Genomic DNA, 16,828 nt, shown 5'->3' on the forward strand with positions numbered 1-16,828 from the left:
TGATACTAATCACTTTACTTGCGAATTTAATTCAGCACCCTTCTTAGTTTTCCATCTTTTTAGAGCAATATAGTGTAAAATATCGGAAATTTTTTTCTGGAAGGAAGATCATGTCTCAGCTTTCAACAATCATTGAACAAGCGTTTGAAGACCGTGCGAATTTCACAGCAGCAGATTGCCCTGCTGAAATCCGTCAAGCAGTTGAGGAAGTAATTGCTGGCCTGGACAATGGTACTTTACGTGTTGCTGAAAAAATCGAAGGTGAATGGGTTGTTCATCAATGGATTAAGAAAGCGGTATTGTTATCATTTAAATTAAACGATAACAAACCAATGGAAGCTTGTGATCTTCGCTTCTACGACAAAGTAGATACTAAATTCTCTGACTGGACTGATGAGCAGTTTAAAGCTGCTGGCGTACGTGTTGTTCCTCCGGCGGTAGCGCGTAAAGGTTCTTTCCAGGCGAAAAACGTGGTACTGATGCCTTCTTATGTGAACATCGGTGCTTATGTAGATGAAGGTACGATGGTCGATACTTGGGCAACTGTAGGTTCATGTGCTCAAATCGGTAAAAATGTTCACTTGTCAGGTGGTGTAGGAATCGGTGGTGTTCTTGAACCGCTTCAAGCTAACCCAACAATTATTGAAGACAACTGTTTCATCGGTGCACGTTCTGAAATCGTTGAAGGCGTAATCGTTGAAGAAGGTTCTGTCATTTCAATGGGCGTATTCATTGGTCAATCTACCAAGATTTATGACCGAGAAACTGGCGAAATCCATTATGGCCGCGTACCTGCTGGTTCTGTTGTGGTATCAGGCAGCCTGCCATCTAAATGTGGTAAATACAGCTTATATGCAGCTGTAATCGTGAAAAAAGTAGATGCGAAAACTCGTGCTAAAACTAGCCTGAACGATCTGCTACGCGAAGACTAAGATGTCTTAACTTAGAGGAAACATTTGTGTTCCTCGGAGCTTCAACCGCTCCTCGTCTCTACGGTCAGCAATGATCGTAGGGATTTTTATTTTTATACATTGTTATTTATTTTTCAGTGGTTAATGTTGTTATGAATACGCTTCGATCTTCCGCAATTCCAGTTTCTGATCCGTCTGCGGGCTTACGCATTACGGAGATCTTCTATTCATTACAAGGTGAAGCCAATACCGCAGGTTTACCGACCGTATTTATTCGCTTAACCGGATGTCCGCTGCGCTGTACCTATTGTGATACTACGTATTCTTTTGAAGGTGGTGAACGCAAATCTTTAGATGACATCATCCAGACCACGCTTGATTTTAAAACGCCTTATGTCTGTGTAACCGGTGGTGAACCATTAGCGCAACCGAACGCCCTACCTCTGATGCAACGACTTGCAGATTTAGGCTGTGAAGTTTCTTTAGAAACCAGTGGTGCGTTAGATGTTTCTAAAGTGGATACACGTGTATCCAAAGTTCTAGATTTAAAAACACCAACTTCAGGTGAAGTTGCACGAAATTTGCTTACAAATCTGGATCATTTAACTCAGCATGACCAGATTAAGTTTGTAATCTGTAATCGTGAAGATTATGAATGGTCAAAACAGCAGGTAGAACAGTACCAGTTAAATGAAAAAGTCAGCACGGTCTGGTTCTCCCCTGCATTTGCAGTTGAAAAAGGAGCTGCGCGCTTGCCACAATTGGCACGTGATCTGGCTCAATGGATTTTAGAAGACCATCTCCCTGTTCGTTTCCAGCTGCAGCTGCACAAGTTGTTATGGAATGATGAAACTGGTCGTTAATTTTTGTAAATTTACTATATTGGAGTATTTGTTATGCGCCCTCGTGCCATTGTATTGTTATCTGGCGGATTAGATTCAACAACCTGTCTGGCTTGGGCGCAGGCACGCTATGAATGTATCGCACTGAGTTTTATGTATGGCCAACGTTCCACTACAGAACTTGATGCAGCTCGTGCGCTGGCTCAACGCTCGGGAGTAGAACATCGTGTCATCAATATTGATTTAGGTAACCTGGGCGGCTCAGCCCTTACTGATCATAGCATTGAGGTACCGGATCAATTGCAGGAAGGTATTCCTGTAACCTATGTGCCTGCACGAAATACCATCTTCTTATCTTATGCTTTGGCCGCTGCAGAAGTGTTCGGTGCAGAGGCAATTGTGATCGGGATTAATGCGGTGGATTATTCAGGTTATCCAGACTGCCGCCCGGAATTTATTGAAGCTTTTGCCAATATGGCACGCCTTGCAACCAAGGTCGGTGTTGAAGGTCAAGCCCTGAAATTTGAAACACCTTTGTTACATTTATCCAAAGCAAATATCATTCGCTTAGGCCTAGAACATGGCGTAGACTACAGTCAAACGGTATCTTGCTACCAAGCAGATGACCAAGGACGTGCGTGTGGAACATGTGACAGTTGTCGTTTACGCAAGCAAGGTTTTGCTGATGCAGGTGTTGAAGACCCGACACGTTATTACCTTTAAAATCGATCAAGGTTATAAATCCATATTATGAATATTAAAGCCAAATTACTTGCGACTAGCCTACTCTCTTTGTCTGCCCTATTTTCAACTGCATCTTTTGCAAATAATGATCAAGCTAAGGCAAAAGCAGAATTTGAGGCGATGAAAAAAGAATATACAACTGCCATGAAAAATGCTGGAAGCAGTTCAAATGTGCGTGACGGTTTAATTAAAGCCTGCGCTATTCCCTACAAACAGGCAGTGAAGTACAAAAAACTGACTCAGTCTGATGTGAATAAGCTTTGTACATGTGAAGTGGATGCAGAAGGTAAATTGACTCAAGCTCAGAAATGGCAGATTCAAAGCACCATTAACCAGAAGAAAAACCCTGCTACTTTAGACTTTGTTAAAAAACAAAGCCAGAATGTGCAGTCTTGTGTAGGCCCACAGCTCGCAGGTAAATTAAACTCACTTGCTGCAGAAGCCAATAAAGCCGCTCAAAAGAAATAATCCTGACGGATATTTTTCTAGAATAAGCCACTATAATGTGGCTTATTTTTTTGAAAAAATTTAGAAAAATTGGAGAGATCATGTCTGAGATCAGCTTACCTGAGCACACTTTTCCGACCACTACAGGTGAAATTAATCTGGCCCAACTGGATGCAGAATGGTTAATTATCTATTTTTATCCTAAAGATTCGACACCTGGCTGTACCACTCAGGCAGTCGGTTTCTCTTGTTTAAAAGATCAGTTTGATGCACTGAATACGACTATTCTGGGCGTATCACGTGATTCGGTTAAAGCGCACCAGAACTTTACTGAAAAACAGAATCTGATCATTAATCTGATCAGCGATGAAGAAGAAGTGTTATGTAAACACTTTGATGTCATTAAAGAAAAGAATATGTATGGCAAGAAAGTGATGGGCATTGAGCGCTCTACCTTCATTTTCCATAATGGCAAACTGGTCAAAGAATACCGTAAGGTGAAAGCTGCTGGCCATGCTGAACAGGTTTTAGAAGATTTGAAAGCTTTACAGGCTGCTTAAGGTGTTTCATAGAATCAAAAAGGCATGCATAGAAATATCATGCCTTTTTCTTTAGAGTTGCTGCAAAGAATAATTCAGTTCACTAAAGAAACCGCAATCGACCACATTACACAGCCAATAAGTATATCCAATATTTTCCAGGCTTGTGGTCGCTGAAAAATAGGTTGCAAATAACGTGCTGCATAGCCCAGTCCAAAAAAGAATACAAAGGACGCACTAATCGCTCCTAAGGCAAATTGTATCTGTGCATTGGAATATTGGGTGGAGATGGAACCAATCAAGACCAAAGCATCCAGATAGACATGCGGATTGAGCCAGGTCAGCATCAAACAAATCAGCAAAACTTTATATAAAGAAGGCACATCTTTTTGATCTGTGTTCAGACGCTGCTCATTCTTCCAGGCCTGATAAAAATGCTGAGCGCCATAGATCGCCAGAAAAGTCGCGCCTAGATATTTCGCCATATTGATCCAGTGCGGATTGACCAGCATCAATTGTGAAAATCCCAGAACACCAGCAAAAATCAATATCGCATCAGATAAGGCACAACACATACAGATCGCAAAGACATACTGCTGTTTCAAGCCCTGTTTCAATACAAAAGCATTTTGCGCACCAATGGCAATAATCAGGCTAAAGCCTACCGCCAGACCTTGTATATATGCATTTAACATTGGAATATCATGGAATTATAAAGATGGAGATCATTATCTATGTTATTCTTTTCAATTAAATATAATTAGGAAAATATCATTCAGACTAAATTTTATTTAGGTAAACTATGCCACTTAATTCTAAAAACTGTGATGCTTTTTTAGCCGTCGCAGAAACCCAAAGTTTTGATGCTGCCGCAAAAGTATTAAATATTACGGCTTCAGCAGTCACTTTAAGAGTACAGAATCTGGAAAGAGATTTGGGGCAAGTTCTGGTGCTACGTGAGCGTCCTTGTAAAGTGACCAATGCCGGTCAAACCTTACTGAATTATTTGCAGCATCAACGCCTGTTACAGCAGCAATTGATCCAGCAATTAAATGGTCAAAATAAAGCAGAATTTAGCTCGATTCATATTGCGGTAAATGCGGATTCTCTTGCGACCTGGTTATTTCCCTGTCTGAACACCACTCTGCTTGCAGAGAAAATTACTTTGAATCTTCAGGTTGCTGTTCAAAGTGAAACTCATAAGCTTCTAGAGCAGGGTCAAGTCAATGCCTGTATTAGCAGTGAAAGTGAAGCCATGCCGGGCTGTAAGGCTCATTTTATTGGACAGATGCATTATAGAATGGTCGCAACACCTGCCTTTGTGCATTCCTGGTTTAAACAAGGCATTCACCGGGAATCACTGCGTAAGGCACCCGCTGTGATTTATAATGATCAGGATCATTTACATAGCCATCTACTGTTGGCTCAATTTGGCTTAAACCAGCAATGTTTTCCTTTTCACTATATCCCCTCCTCGACCGCCTTTGCGGATGCTATTTTTTCAGGATTAGGATACGGTTTAGTGCCGGACTATCAAATTGCGGACCGGATTCAAAATGGGACACTGATCGAGATACTACCTGAATGCAGTTGTGATGTACCTTTATATTGGCATCACTGGAAACAGCAGTCTCCCGCTCTAAAACAGTTAACCAAAGTCATTCTGGAACAGGCAGAACAATGTATGAATAATCCAGTTCATTAAACAGTTCTATTGTGTCCTGCCGAATTCACAGAAATTGAATATCACATTATTGGGTTTTCCACTGTCCCATTAAATGAATATTAACTTTTTCACCCACGCCTGCAGTGGCTTTCTTCATCCCAAAATCTGAACGATTAATCACCGTGGTGGATTTCACATCGAGTAAATTAGGATTACCCTTGTTCGGTGTCAGCGTGGTATCGAATACCACTGGTCGAGTAACACCTCTTAGAGTGAGTTGACCCATGACCTGATAACGATTCGTACCATTTGGCTTAAACTGCGTACTTTTGAAATTGACTGTTTTATAGCGAGATGCATGAAACAGGTCCTCACCCATAATCATATTTTTAAGGCTAGGTTTGGAAACCTCTAGGCTATCGACCTGCATAGTGAACTCAGTAGATGACTGTTGTGGCCGATCAAGATCAAACTGCATGGTTGCCTTGAACTCTTGAAAATTTCCCTTTACAACATTCAAACCCAAGGAGTTAATGCTAAAGCCGACACTACTTTGAGGCGTCAATGTCCAGCTTTTAGCATACGCAGCCGATATACACATAGCAGATAGAGCGCCCGCATAAGCTATATGTTTCAGCAATAGATTCATTGTGTTCATCCTTAACAATCAAATGAACTCACTACCTTAAAACGGTTTCAGCCCAGATTTGTTTTATCATTTAGTTCAAACTTGTTGACCAATTGTTGATAAATCTCATTATTTTTAAATTTATGTAAAAATTCACTGGTGCCTAAAGGAAAAGCTGATTCCACCACTTCACCGCGATAATACGCTTCACGTAAAGGAGTCGCTGAAATTGCACCGACCAAGCTATCGAGTTCCACCATTTCCCATTCAGGGAATAAACTTAAATAATAAGAAGATTCATCTTTAAAGTGTCCAATTAGACCAACTTTTGCTTCTGGTTCAACTACTTCAGACACCAGCGATTTCACCAGTTTTTGCCATTTTTCATCATTATAGACATCAATGACATGGACAAATTTAATGCGCTTCTGATCTGCTTCAGAAAAATTCAACAGGATCATTTCTTCACGTTCAGTGGCTAGAAATGGATTTTTAATATTGCGTTCTTGCTGTGCTGAGCCTAATGCCAGAATCACCTGCTGGCTTTGCTGCAAGGCAATTTTAATCGTTTGCATATGGGCCAGATGGAAAGGTTGAAAACGACCAATAAACACTAGGTAATCAAATTTATACTTCATAGCACATCTTACTTTTATGAACGCATCAGTTATGCCACAGGGAATTTTTTGCGACATAATAAGCGCCAATAAATTCATATTAATAAAGCAAGGATAGTACGATGACACTGAGCTGTATTCAACAACCGCATCAGCATTTAAATGCGAATTTAGACAATGGCGTACTGACCTTAGCCATTCACCGTCCTGAGGCAAAAAATGCGCTTTACGGCGAACTATATCTATGGATCGCACAGGCACTGGATGAAGCAGATCAGGATAGTAGTGTGCGTGTCGTGATTCTACGTGGTCAGGATGCAGACTTTAGTGCCGGCAATGACATGCAGGACTTCATGAAGTTTATTCAGACGCCTCTACAAGGTAAGGCTGGCGATACCCCTCCTTTTGTGCTGTTGAAGTCCGCTGCAAAATTTTCCAAGCCTTTAATTGCTGCCGTTCGTGGCGTTGCGATTGGGATCGGGGTAACGATTCTGCTGCATGCTGATCTGGTTTATAGTGACAATACTGCCCTGTTCCAGATTCCGTTTGTTAGCCTTGGCCTGTCGCCTGAAGGTGCTTCAAGCAAGCTGCTGGTACAACAAGCGGGTTATCATAAAGCAGCTGAACTGTTACTTACTGCACAACGGTTTAATAGTGAAAAGGCATTGGGTGCAGGTCTGGTAAATAGCATTGAAGAAGATGTCTATGCTGCTGCTGAAAAACAGGCAAAAACTCTTGCTGCTTTACCCCTGGCTTCTATTAAACAAACCAAAGCACTGATGAAGCATAATCTGGCTGAAACTATCGAGTGTATTGATGATGAAGCTGAGATATTTATGAAACGTGTGGGTTCACCTGAAATGACGGAAGCTGTTCAGGCCTTTATGGAAAAACGGAAACCTGATTTCACACAATTCAACTAATTCTGAAACTTATCTTTTAATTGAGGCAGTTTAGACTGCCTCAATCTTTTATTTTTTTGAAAGAATCTAGCTTATGAATAATGAAAACTACCAAACGACTTCTCAAACAACCGATAGTTCAAATCCTGAAAAGAAACGTTATTATGAACCTGCTCCTCAGGATATTGATGTAGACAATTTCCGAAAGGTCATCGAAAGCCGCCGTTCTGTACGTAAATTTACCAAAAAGCCAATTCCTGCCGAGGTCCTCGATGCCTGTCTGGATTTAGCCTTGCTGGCGCCAAACTCCTCAAACCTGCAGCCGTGGACTTTTTATGTGGTGCAGAACCCATCCAAGAAAAAACGTCTGGTTAAAGCATGTATGAGCCAGCTTGCTGCTAAAACGGCTTCAGAGCTGATTGTCTGTGTGGCACGTACTGACCGTATAGATGAAATGGCAAAACTGAATATCAGCGAGTTTCCATTTCCTGAGGCGCCTCCAGCCATTAAAAAGTACTATAAGTACATTCCCCTACAACTACAAGACCGGTTATTTGAATGCCTTTGGTAACTTTAAGAAAGTTGCTTTCAAAGTAGCTCGTACACTCGATAAACAAATGCCAGTTTCTGCATTTAGTCCAGCCGATGCCAAGCTATGGGCAAGTAAAACCACAGCACTGGCATGTGAAAATCTGGTTCTGGCTTTACGTGCTTATGGTTTTGATAGCTGTATGATGGAAGGCTTCGATGAACCAATGGTTCGTGAACTTCTAGATCTGAATGACCAGCAATATCCAGTGATGGTGATTGGTGCTGGTGAACGTGCCAAAGATGGTGTGTTCTTCCCACAGTATCGTTTTGATCGTGAGCTGTTTATTCAGAAGGTTTGAGTTTAAAAATAGTATTTAAAGGATTTAAGAATATTAATTTACTTAATATTTGATGACATGGATGTCGATTAATTAAGTATATTAGAAAAAGGCTTTGTTGCACAAAGAATTAAAAGTAAAGATTTCTCATATCTACTCAAATTTAAGTGACAACTCGGGTATGTGGTCTGCCTAAGTCCGTAAATTTATTTAATACTGCCACACGTGCATGAATCTCATTGATTTGGCTTTGAAAATTTCTCGCACTGAGTTTATCCCCCAACAATTTGATGCAATGCATCTTGGTTTCAACCAAACTTCGCCGATGATAGCCTGACCATTTCTTCCAAATAGTTCTTCCTAAACGCTTAATTGTTCGAAGCAATTCATTGCGTTCTAGCGAGCCCATCTTTTTATCTTTCGATGGCTTCGCATTTTTTCTTGGTGGAATGACCGCATGTGCATCTCGATCTAAAATGACTTGTCTGCAGTACTTCGTATCATAAGCACCATCGGTATAGACCGAATCAATTCGTTCGTCTAAAGGAATTTGAGTAACTAAATCATCGAGTACTTGTGAATCGCTCACATTATTTGTAGTGAGCTGTACTGCACGTATTTGCAAGGTGTCGGCATATCAATACCAATATGAAGTTTGCGCCATTGTCGACGATATTCAGGCTGATGTTTCTTTCGTTTCCGTTCACCTTCACCTATAAACTTTAAGCCAGTAGAGTCGACAAGTAGATGTAGTCCATCACTACTTTTTTGATAGCCAATCGTAGTATCAATACGCTGTTGTCGTCTACAAATTGTAGTGTAGTCTGGCGCTACCCAATTTAACCCACAAAGATGGATGAGACTTTGAACAAAGCCAGTGACCATACGTAAGGACAATCGAAAGAGAGATTTAATCATTAGGCAACATTGGATAGCTGTGTCAGAGTAAGTTTGATTTCGTCCTTGTTTGCCTTTTGATGGGGCATACCATTGCGTAGCAGGATCAAACCAAATGGCAATATTTCCACGATTAATGAGTGCTCGGTTATATGAAGACCAATTGGTTATACGATAAATTTTAGGAGCAGGTTTATTCATATTGAAATTATAGGACTGAATAATCTTTCTAGGCTAGGTTTATGCAACAAAGCCGTATGATGCTCAGCGGTTTTGGCAACTGCATTGTTATACTCCTTAGTTTATTCTTTTATTTAAGTTGTTCTGATAAATTTTATAATAATAAAAGCAGATTAGGTGTTTTTAATATATAGACGGCACATCAACACTAATGCACCGTCGGTTTATATCACTTCTAAAATTTAAACTTTTATATCTAAGAGCTGGATAAATTCAAATGCCGGTTCTTCATAAGGATGACTGTCTTTTAGAGCCTTAGCCACTTCAACCGCCTTTTCATCAGGTACAAGAATTTCGATCCGCCATTCTTCCACATTTTCCAATTGGCCGATTTCCCCAATATGAGGATCTGCGCCTTGCTGCGGCTTAAATTGTCCAGTTCCCAGCACTTGCCAGGCACAATCGGTATATTCACCAATCCCACCCGCACCTGCTGCAAAGACGGCCTTCTTGGTTTCCTCCAGGTTTTCATCTGGTACGTAATAAATCAGTTTAAGCATATATCCCTACAATTTTTTCAAGCATTTACCGTATTGTTAAGGGCGTCGGTAATAATATTCAATGCTGGATTTTGAGATTTCTTGTTAAATGTTGCATATAGTTCTACCTGGGGTAAAGGTCGATCTGTCTGGATCACTTTCACTTCATCATTCAGGAAACGTAATAGATAATCGGGAGCAAAACTAAAACCCACCCCCATATTGATCAGGTTAATATGCTGTAGCACATTGGTCGTTCACAGCACCTGATCATGCTTTAGCTGATCAAAGGACATCAAGGCATTGAGTCTTTCGTAAAATATGGGTGATGCATTCTGATCACACATAATAATTGTATGATTTTTTAGTTCCTGTAATTTCAGTATCCGATCGGTTGGGTGCAAATGCTTGGCTGCAACCAAGTGAATTTGTTCCGTCAATAAATGGATATTTTCAAAATCCGGATGATCCAGCTGAAAACGGGTAATACTTAGATCTAATTCAGCATTTTTTAGATGTTGAAGCTGTTCCAGACAGAACAGGCTATGCAGATGAATTTTTAAATCTGGCATGGTCTTTTTCAGCTTGGCCAAAATATGTGGCATAACTTTTAGTTCGGCAACATTCAGAAAGCCAATATGAATCTGATTATTTTTCTGCTGGGCCACCTGTCGTGCTGATGCAACAGCCAATTTGGCATTTTCCAGAGCTTTTTCTGCATAGATTAAAAAGGCTTTGCCTTCATGGGTTAACTGTATTTTTCGTGAAGAACGTTCAAACAGGTTAACACCAATTTCCTGCTCCAGATCTTTAATCTGCTGGCTTAAAGAAGGTTGAGCCGTAAACAGTTTTTCAGCAGCCCTAGTGAAACTCTGCTCCTGCGCTACGGTAATAAAATAGCGTAAATGTCTAAGTTCCATAGATTGCTCACTTCAAAAAATAGGTACTTATCTTACGATTTAGGCCAACATATTGAAAATATTAATAGATCAATAGCTTATGCTAATACTCATATAACTACCTTTTATACATGGCTAGATTTTGCCCCCTCATACATTTATGCCTGTATCAAGTTTACACATGGTGTCTTGCATGACACAGTATTCGACACTGAATCGGGTGAAAGCGGGGGTCAGGCAGCTGAATCACTGAACTTGCCATATTTGGATGTGATTCGGATTGTTTCTCATGATGTGTATAGCACCTGGATTGCTAAGTCTGAAATTCATGAATCTGTGGCAGTTCTGGTTCGTCCGGATGGTTATGTAGTTTGGCGTTATAGGATAGTACCAATGATCAGTTTGATTATGAAAATACGCTGAAGGTGAGGTTAAAGGAAATTCAACTGGCTGTGTAAGTATCCTGTCAAAGACCATCAAAAGGTAGTCTGTTTTATGTCTTTTCTTTTTTCATTTCCCAAGTAGAAAATAAAAAAACTGCCATTGTTCCTGCTAAATTTACTGCAAACTCAGCATGTCTAGGAGAAGGCTTCACATTATTTTTACCTTGACCATGAGCATCACTGATTTTATTTCTTAATGAGCCTAAACCTTCAACTATCGCACTACAGCCACCTAAGATTTGCTTAAATATCTGCTCTGTATGCTGTGATGGAGACAAGTTTAAATTACTACTGACTAATCTATACAACTGGTTTATATCTGGAGCATTACCGTATTCTACACTTAGCTCATCTAGGATATGTTTGCATGTTGACTCTAAAAGAGTTCTAGACAGAGTAATTGCACCATCTGGATCAGTCGTTCTTCTTTCTAAGGCTTTGTTCCAGATTGTATGGATATAATATGAATCTATATTTTGAACGACATTCTTTATAATTTGATCAGAAGGGACTTCACTACTAAATTCTAGTTTTTCTAATATGGGTTGAAAGGACTTCCAAATGAAATCCCGTCTTTCAGCATATGTTGCATATTCAAATTTAATAAATTGCCAAAATTGCTGTAGATTTCTACACGTTAGAATGTATTTTGGTAATAAATTTTTAATATCAGCTTCTTTTAATAAATAGAATCTTAAAGTTTCATATTCGCTAGTATTTTCATTACTACCTGTAGCACGAGCTATAAGTAAATTCTGAATAGTTTCTATTTTTATTAATTTTTCCTGATTATCCATCTTATATTTTTCACCCATTTTCAACAAATATATAATTTTAAAAATGAAAAAGCCACCTCTCGGTGGCTTTTTTAAATCTGTTGATCAAGAACCCTGTAGCAAATAACTACCTACCAAGAACAGTACCTGTAGGCCAACAACAAAACCAAATAACCACCAACCTTTCTGACGTAATTCTGTTCTATCCATTATTCTGAGCGTCTTAGCCATGTCATCACCTCATTCTTGAGTGTTGATACTGAACTGATCTATACCATCTTTCCTTTAAAGTGCATAAATATTGTGCATTATTTACACAATATCATTTCTGTGCAGATATAAAAGCAAAATCTAAACCAGTTCAGCGGGAGAAAATTAAATAAATGTTTCAAACTGCTTAAAAAGCAAAAAGCCACCCACTGGTGGCAATTGATGAAGCTAGTCTAAACAAAAGTAAATGATTTTTCTAGCTTTGCTGGGTCACTTAAAATTCTAATAATAAAAAAGAGCCGCTACTGCGACCCTTTTTTGAAGCTAAATCAGATTAGCCAATGAACTTACGCGCATTACGGAACATACGTAACCATGCACCGTCCTGATCCCAGTCTTCTGGTTTCCAAGAGTGCTGGATCGCACGGAAGTTACGCTCAGGGTGTGGCATCAGGATCGTCGCACGACCATCTTTCGAAGTTACACCAGAGATCCCTTCAGGCGAACCATTCGGGTTCAATGGATATTGCTCAGTCGCATTACCTTGGCTATCCACATAGCGCATGATCACCTGGTTATTGGCATTCAATGCAGCAATGCTTTCAGCTGATGCAACCACACGACCTTCACCATGTGCCACAGCGATTGGAAGAATTGAACCTTCCATACCTTCTAGCAATACAGAATGAGATTTCTCTACGCGAATATTAACGCTACGTGCTTCAAATACTTCTGACTTGTTGCGATGGAAACGAGGCCAAGCATCTGCACCTGGAATCAGTGGAGTTAATTGTGACAGCATCTGACAACCATTACAGATCCCTAGAGAGAAGGTCTCCTGACGGTTAAAGAATTTCTCGAATTGGTCACGAAGTTGCTGATTGAACAATACTGATTTCGCCCAGCCACCACCTGCACCCAATACGTCACCGTAAGAGAAGCCACCACATGTGACCAGACCTTCGAAGTCATCCAGGCTGATACGGCCAGCTAGAAGATCGCTCATGTGTACGTCAACAGTATTGAAGCCGACTTTGTCGAATGCTGCTGCCATTTCTACATGACCATTCACACCCTGTTCACGCAAAATTGCCATATTTGGACGACGTGAATTGATGTACGGCGCTTCGATTTGCTCGTTCAGATCAAATGTCGGTTGAGCAATCAAACCTTTGTGTGATTTGTCAGTAACCAACGAAAATTCTTGATCTGCAGTTTCTACGTTGTCACGCAGACGCTGGATTTGATGAGAAACTTCAGTCCAAGCGACTTGTAAATCAGCACGGTCAAGTACTAAACCATTTACAGATAACTGGTCAGAGCTGTTCACTGTACCTACTACAGAGATCGCATCTTTTAGAGTAGAAGTAGTGATTTCTGCTTGTAATGCTTCCCAATCTGCTTTCGCTATTTGCAGAACTGCACCGATTTCTTCAGCGAACAATGCTTCAACTGATTGGTCTTCTAGCGCTACGCCTAGGCGTGCAGCAAACATCATTTCCGCAACAGTTGCCAGTAAACCACCATCACCGATGTCATGGTAAGCCTTGATCAGACCACGGTTGTTCCAGTCTTGAACCAGTGCGAAGAATGCTTTGAAGTCATCAAAGCTATCGACATCAGGAGTCACTGAACCAATTGCTTTGTATACCTGAGCCAAGATCGAACCGCCTAAACGGAACTGACCCTTAGACAGATCAATACGAACCAGTACAGATTCAATATTTTTCAGCTCAGGGGTTAATGTTTTGCGAACATCAGTTACAGGTGCAAATGCAGTGATCACGCCTGACATTGGAGAAGTAACAGATTTGTCTTCGCCTTCGTCATTCCAGGTGGTACGCATTGACAATGAGTCTTTACCGACTGGAATTGCAATGCCCAGCGCTGGACACATTTCCATACCAATGGCTTTTACGCCTTCAAACAAGGCTTGGTCTTCGCCCGGTTGACCTGCAGCCGCCATCCAGTTTGCAGACAGTTTGATGTCGCTGATCTGATCAATCTTCGCAGACATGATGTTCGAGATCGATTCAGCAACTGATAAACGTGCAGAAGCCGCTGGGTTTAACAATGCAACTGGTGGACGTTCCCCCATTGCCATTGCTTCGCCCGTGTAACCGACAAGGCTGGTAGTCGTTACTGCAGCATCTGCTACAGGAACCTGCCATGGACCAACCATTTGATCACGTGCAACCATACCGGTAATCGAGCGGTCACCAATGGTGATCAGGAATGATTTAGATGCAACTGTTGGATTCTTGATCACGCGATAAATCGCATCTTTCAGATCAGTGACTTTAGACGCATCAAAGTCATCGCCTTTACGCGGAGCAGTTTCATATGAACGGCTCATACGTGGTGTACCACCAAGCATCACTTGCATTGGCATATCCACAGGCTTGTTGCCGAACAATGGATCCTCAACAGTCAGATGACGTGCTTCAGTTGCTTCACCCAGTACCGCAAACGGACAGCGTTCACGTGCACAGATAGATTCAAACAATGGTAAAGATTCTGGACGGATCGCAAGCACATAACGCTCTTGCGCTTCGTTTGACCAGATTTCCATTGGCGACATGCCTGGCTCAAGCGATGGGATCTTACGAAGATCCAGTACTGCACCTAACTCATGATCGTTTACCAGCTCAGGCATCGCATTCGAAATACCACCCGCACCGACGTCATGTACAGAAACAATTGGGTTTCCATCTTCCATGCGCCAGCAAGTATCGATCACTTCCTGACAACGGCGTTCCATTTCCGGGTTTTCACGTTGAACCGAAGCAAAGTCCAGGTTCTCACCCAGTTTACCGCTATCTACAGAAGATGCTGCACCACCGCCAAGGCCGATCAGCATGGCTGGACCACCTAGAACGATTAACAGATCACCCGGCTGGATAGCATCTTTCTCAACGTGGTCTGGACGGATGTTACCGTAACCACCCGCGATCATGATTGGCTTATGAAAGCCTTTCACTTCGCCATTGACGTTTTGTTCGAAAGTACGGAAATAACCAGTCAGCGCTGGACGACCAAATTCGTTGTTAAACGCTGCGCCACCCAATGGACCTTCAATCATGATCTGCAATGGAGATGCCATACGTGACGGTTTGCCGTAGTTTTCTTCCCAAGGCTGTTCGAAGCCAGGAATATTCAGGTTAGATACGGTGAAACCAGTTAAACCCGCTTTAGGTTTACCACCACGACCAGTCGCGCCTTCGTCACGAATCTCACCGCCTGAACCTGTTGCGGCACCAGCAAATGGTGCAATCGCTGTTGGGTGGTTATGAGTTTCCACTTTCATCAGGATGTGAGCGGCTTGACTCTTGTATTTATAAACGTGTTGACCGTTATCTTCTTGAGTTGGATAGAAACGTTGCGTATCAAAACCAACAATCACCGATGCGTTGTCTTTATAAGCCGACAATACGTCTGTTGGTGATTCTTTATAGGTATTTTTGATCATCTGGAACAATGACAATGGTTGAACTTCACCATCAATCGTCCATTCAGAACCGAAGATTTTATGACGGCAGTGCTCTGAGTTTGCCTGAGCAAACATCATCAGTTCGATGTCGTTCGGGTTACGACCCAGTTTAGTAAATGCCTCTGTCAGGTAATCAATTTCCTGTTCAGACAGCGCAAAACCGAATTCATTATTGGCTTTAACCAATGCCTCTTTACCTTGACCCAGAATATCAATCGAGTTCAAAGGTTTCGGAGCAGTTTCAGTAAATAATACTGCAGCATCTTCAATCGCATTGAAAACGCTTTCAGTCATGCGGTCATGCAAGATCTGTAATGCTTCTTTAGAAAGCTCTTTTTCGCCCTTCAAAGTAAACAAAACACCGCGTTCTAAACGATGAACCGGTGTATTACAGTTGGCAAAAATATCAGTTGCCTTTGATGACCACGGTGAAATCGTGCCGACACGCGGTGTCACCAGAATCTGGATTTCATCACTTGCAGCCTGGCGCAGTTCAAATGATTGACCATCGTTGAGAAGCTGTAAAGCGGATTGCTGTTGTTGCTCGTTGAGCGCTTGGTCAAAAAGATAAACAAATTGACTTTCTAGTGATTGAACAGAACTAATTGACGATAAACGTGTGAGTAGTTGAGCTTTCTTAAAAGAAGAATGTGCAGGTGCACCGGCAACGATAAACATGCTGATTTTGGCTCCACGGGATGATCGAGCGACCATGCCACAATGTGACTTGAGAGAGCGCATATTCTACTGTGAAATAAGGAAATCGGCTAGATGTCAAATCAGAAAACTACGTCTGAAATATCTTGGACTTTTAAAATATTTCGTTTATTTTCAGGTAGGAAAATTGAATGTAGTCGCACAGCTTAACACAAGTTTTTAAAGAAAAATTAAAACCCGTCAAGAATAATTCAACTTAAAAATTTTGTATTATTTTTCAACACTATTGATTATATCAAGCGGTTTAAAATTTAATCTCTATTTTTAATAAAAATGAGCCAGGGATTGACTTCTTTATTATTTCTTGATCAAAAATAGGTAGCTGCGCTGCTTTTTGCCATCTGTCTGAATAATGATCAACTATATTAGGGTCTGTTGACATTTACTGTTCATAATTAAACCTATAAAGGTAGCCATAAAAATATACAGGCTAAGGCAACAGCACTTTGATAATTTCTTTTGAGCTTGTCATATCGAGTAGCTATTCCTCTAAATTGCTTTAATCTACAAAA

The 16,828-nt window shown here is 41.0% G+C and carries 16 protein-coding genes and 4 pseudogenes; 9 read left to right on the plus strand and 11 right to left on the minus strand.

The window, feature by feature from the left end; translation table 11 throughout:
- Positions 1-110 precede the first annotated feature (110 nt).
- The 5 genes from dapD to ACEWB7_RS09475 all read left to right on the plus strand — a co-directional run bounded on the left by dapD (position 111) and on the right by ACEWB7_RS09475 (position 3,504).
- Positions 111-932 carry a 2,3,4,5-tetrahydropyridine-2,6-dicarboxylate N-succinyltransferase gene (gene dapD / locus ACEWB7_RS09455; RefSeq protein ID WP_004784553.1) on the plus strand — a complete coding sequence of 274 codons (822 nt, stop codon included), beginning with the start codon at positions 111-113 and terminating at the stop codon, positions 930-932.
- A 131-nt stretch (positions 933-1,063) separates the two neighbouring features.
- On the plus strand, positions 1,064-1,774 hold the full coding sequence (gene queE, locus ACEWB7_RS09460; protein ID WP_034171208.1) for a 7-carboxy-7-deazaguanine synthase QueE: 711 nt from the start codon (positions 1,064-1,066) through the stop codon (positions 1,772-1,774).
- A 33-nt stretch (positions 1,775-1,807) separates the two neighbouring features.
- Complete coding sequence (gene queC / locus ACEWB7_RS09465; protein WP_034704975.1) at positions 1,808-2,476, plus strand: 7-cyano-7-deazaguanine synthase QueC; 669 nt, start codon at positions 1,808-1,810, stop codon at positions 2,474-2,476.
- Positions 2,477-2,503: 27 nt separating this feature from the next.
- On the plus strand, positions 2,504-2,965 hold the full coding sequence (locus tag ACEWB7_RS09470) for a hypothetical protein (RefSeq protein WP_034171206.1): 462 nt from the start codon (positions 2,504-2,506) through the stop codon (positions 2,963-2,965).
- An 80-nt stretch (positions 2,966-3,045) separates the two neighbouring features.
- Positions 3,046-3,504: a peroxiredoxin gene (locus ACEWB7_RS09475; protein ID WP_034171205.1), complete on the plus strand. Its 459-nt coding sequence runs from the start codon at positions 3,046-3,048 to the stop codon at positions 3,502-3,504.
- 74 nt (positions 3,505-3,578) lie between these two features.
- On the opposite strand, the gene ACEWB7_RS09480 is transcribed toward ACEWB7_RS09475, so the two are convergent.
- On the minus strand, positions 3,579-4,178 hold the full coding sequence (locus tag ACEWB7_RS09480; RefSeq protein ID WP_034171204.1) for a LysE/ArgO family amino acid transporter: 600 nt from the start codon (positions 4,176-4,178) through the stop codon (positions 3,579-3,581).
- Between the two features lie 107 nt (positions 4,179-4,285).
- On the opposite strand from ACEWB7_RS09480, the gene ACEWB7_RS09485 reads away from it, so the two are divergent.
- Positions 4,286-5,188, plus strand: a complete 903-nt coding sequence (locus tag ACEWB7_RS09485; protein WP_175967922.1) for a LysR family transcriptional regulator ArgP — start codon at positions 4,286-4,288, stop codon at positions 5,186-5,188.
- Positions 5,189-5,234: 46 nt separating this feature from the next.
- Here ACEWB7_RS09485 and ACEWB7_RS09490 read toward each other — a convergent pair whose 3' ends face one another.
- Positions 5,235-5,798 (minus strand): YceI family protein, encoded by a 564-nt coding sequence (locus ACEWB7_RS09490; RefSeq protein ID WP_175967924.1) that lies wholly within the window; start codon positions 5,796-5,798, stop codon positions 5,235-5,237.
- 47 nt (positions 5,799-5,845) lie between these two features.
- The gene (locus ACEWB7_RS09495) at positions 5,846-6,415 is read right to left on the minus strand and encodes a nicotinate-nicotinamide nucleotide adenylyltransferase (protein WP_175967926.1); all 570 of its coding nucleotides are present in this window, start codon (positions 6,413-6,415) and stop codon (positions 5,846-5,848) included.
- 101 nt (positions 6,416-6,516) lie between these two features.
- On the opposite strand from ACEWB7_RS09495, the gene ACEWB7_RS09500 reads away from it, so the two are divergent.
- A complete protein-coding gene (locus tag ACEWB7_RS09500; RefSeq protein WP_034171200.1) occupies positions 6,517-7,317 on the plus strand; it encodes an enoyl-CoA hydratase in 801 nt (266 codons plus the stop codon).
- A gap of 73 nt (positions 7,318-7,390) precedes the next feature.
- Positions 7,391-8,186, plus strand: a pseudogene (locus tag ACEWB7_RS09505) (nitroreductase family protein).
- A gap of 142 nt (positions 8,187-8,328) precedes the next feature.
- Here the strand turns inward: ACEWB7_RS09505 and ACEWB7_RS09510 are convergent.
- The 3 genes and pseudogenes from ACEWB7_RS09510 to ACEWB7_RS09520 form a co-directional block, all read right to left on the minus strand.
- A pseudogene (locus ACEWB7_RS09510) lies at positions 8,329-9,263 on the minus strand (IS5 family transposase).
- 221 nt (positions 9,264-9,484) lie between these two features.
- Positions 9,485-9,802, minus strand: coding sequence for an NGG1p interacting factor NIF3 (locus tag ACEWB7_RS09515; protein WP_175967928.1), 318 nt, complete (start codon positions 9,800-9,802; stop codon positions 9,485-9,487).
- Positions 9,803-9,819: 17 nt separating this feature from the next.
- Positions 9,820-10,701, minus strand: a pseudogene (locus ACEWB7_RS09520) (LysR substrate-binding domain-containing protein).
- Positions 10,702-10,869: 168 nt separating this feature from the next.
- Between ACEWB7_RS09520 and ACEWB7_RS09525 the strand changes: the two are divergent.
- Entirely contained in the window at positions 10,870-11,103 is a 234-nt protein-coding gene (locus tag ACEWB7_RS09525; RefSeq protein ID WP_034171716.1) for a hypothetical protein, read from the plus strand.
- 70 nt (positions 11,104-11,173) lie between these two features.
- On the opposite strand, the gene ACEWB7_RS09530 is transcribed toward ACEWB7_RS09525, so the two are convergent.
- From ACEWB7_RS09530 to ACEWB7_RS09550, 5 genes and pseudogenes are all read right to left on the minus strand, one after another.
- On the minus strand, positions 11,174-11,920 hold the full coding sequence (locus ACEWB7_RS09530) for an abortive infection family protein (protein ID WP_175967930.1): 747 nt from the start codon (positions 11,918-11,920) through the stop codon (positions 11,174-11,176).
- Positions 11,921-12,004: 84 nt separating this feature from the next.
- Positions 12,005-12,130 carry a KGW motif small protein gene (locus ACEWB7_RS09535; RefSeq protein ID WP_253144109.1) on the minus strand — a complete coding sequence of 42 codons (126 nt, stop codon included), beginning with the start codon at positions 12,128-12,130 and terminating at the stop codon, positions 12,005-12,007.
- Positions 12,131-12,443: 313 nt separating this feature from the next.
- The gene (purL, locus tag ACEWB7_RS09540; RefSeq protein ID WP_175968219.1) at positions 12,444-16,277 is read right to left on the minus strand and encodes a phosphoribosylformylglycinamidine synthase; all 3,834 of its coding nucleotides are present in this window, start codon (positions 16,275-16,277) and stop codon (positions 12,444-12,446) included.
- 283 nt (positions 16,278-16,560) lie between these two features.
- Complete coding sequence (locus tag ACEWB7_RS09545) at positions 16,561-16,698, minus strand: hypothetical protein (protein WP_175967932.1); 138 nt, start codon at positions 16,696-16,698, stop codon at positions 16,561-16,563.
- A 19-nt stretch (positions 16,699-16,717) separates the two neighbouring features.
- Positions 16,718-16,828 (minus strand): annotated as a pseudogene (locus ACEWB7_RS09550) (IS5/IS1182 family transposase); the annotation flags it as partial.

It is taken from the genome of Acinetobacter sp. NIOH-H-8, from assembly GCF_046635365.1.
GTDB lineage: Bacteria > Pseudomonadota > Gammaproteobacteria > Pseudomonadales > Moraxellaceae > Acinetobacter.

What these genes read in the sequence shown, in the direction of transcription:
- ACEWB7_RS09480 (WP_034171204.1), bottom strand. Translation starts at nt 4,178, where the DNA reads ATGTTAAATGCATATATACAAGGTCTGGCGGTAGGCTTTAGCCTGATT.
- dapD (WP_004784553.1), top strand. Translation starts at nt 111, where the DNA reads ATGTCTCAGCTTTCAACAATCATTGAACAAGCGTTTGAAGACCGTGCG.
- ACEWB7_RS09500 (WP_034171200.1), top strand. Translation starts at nt 6,517, where the DNA reads ATGACACTGAGCTGTATTCAACAACCGCATCAGCATTTAAATGCGAAT.
- queE (WP_034171208.1), top strand. Translation starts at nt 1,064, where the DNA reads ATGAATACGCTTCGATCTTCCGCAATTCCAGTTTCTGATCCGTCTGCG.
- ACEWB7_RS09545 (WP_175967932.1), bottom strand. Translation starts at nt 16,698, where the DNA reads ATGTCAACAGACCCTAATATAGTTGATCATTATTCAGACAGATGGCAA.
- ACEWB7_RS09475 (WP_034171205.1), top strand. Translation starts at nt 3,046, where the DNA reads ATGTCTGAGATCAGCTTACCTGAGCACACTTTTCCGACCACTACAGGT.
- ACEWB7_RS09470 (WP_034171206.1), top strand. Translation starts at nt 2,504, where the DNA reads ATGAATATTAAAGCCAAATTACTTGCGACTAGCCTACTCTCTTTGTCT.
- ACEWB7_RS09530 (WP_175967930.1), bottom strand. Translation starts at nt 11,920, where the DNA reads ATGGATAATCAGGAAAAATTAATAAAAATAGAAACTATTCAGAATTTA.
- ACEWB7_RS09515 (WP_175967928.1), bottom strand. Translation starts at nt 9,802, where the DNA reads ATGCTTAAACTGATTTATTACGTACCAGATGAAAACCTGGAGGAAACC.
- ACEWB7_RS09490 (WP_175967924.1), bottom strand. Translation starts at nt 5,798, where the DNA reads ATGAATCTATTGCTGAAACATATAGCTTATGCGGGCGCTCTATCTGCT.
- queC (WP_034704975.1), top strand. Translation starts at nt 1,808, where the DNA reads ATGCGCCCTCGTGCCATTGTATTGTTATCTGGCGGATTAGATTCAACA.
- ACEWB7_RS09495 (WP_175967926.1), bottom strand. Translation starts at nt 6,415, where the DNA reads ATGAAGTATAAATTTGATTACCTAGTGTTTATTGGTCGTTTTCAACCT.
- ACEWB7_RS09535 (WP_253144109.1), bottom strand. Translation starts at nt 12,130, where the DNA reads ATGGCTAAGACGCTCAGAATAATGGATAGAACAGAATTACGTCAGAAA.
- purL (WP_175968219.1), bottom strand. Translation starts at nt 16,277, where the DNA reads ATGTTTATCGTTGCCGGTGCACCTGCACATTCTTCTTTTAAGAAAGCT.
- ACEWB7_RS09485 (WP_175967922.1), top strand. Translation starts at nt 4,286, where the DNA reads ATGCCACTTAATTCTAAAAACTGTGATGCTTTTTTAGCCGTCGCAGAA.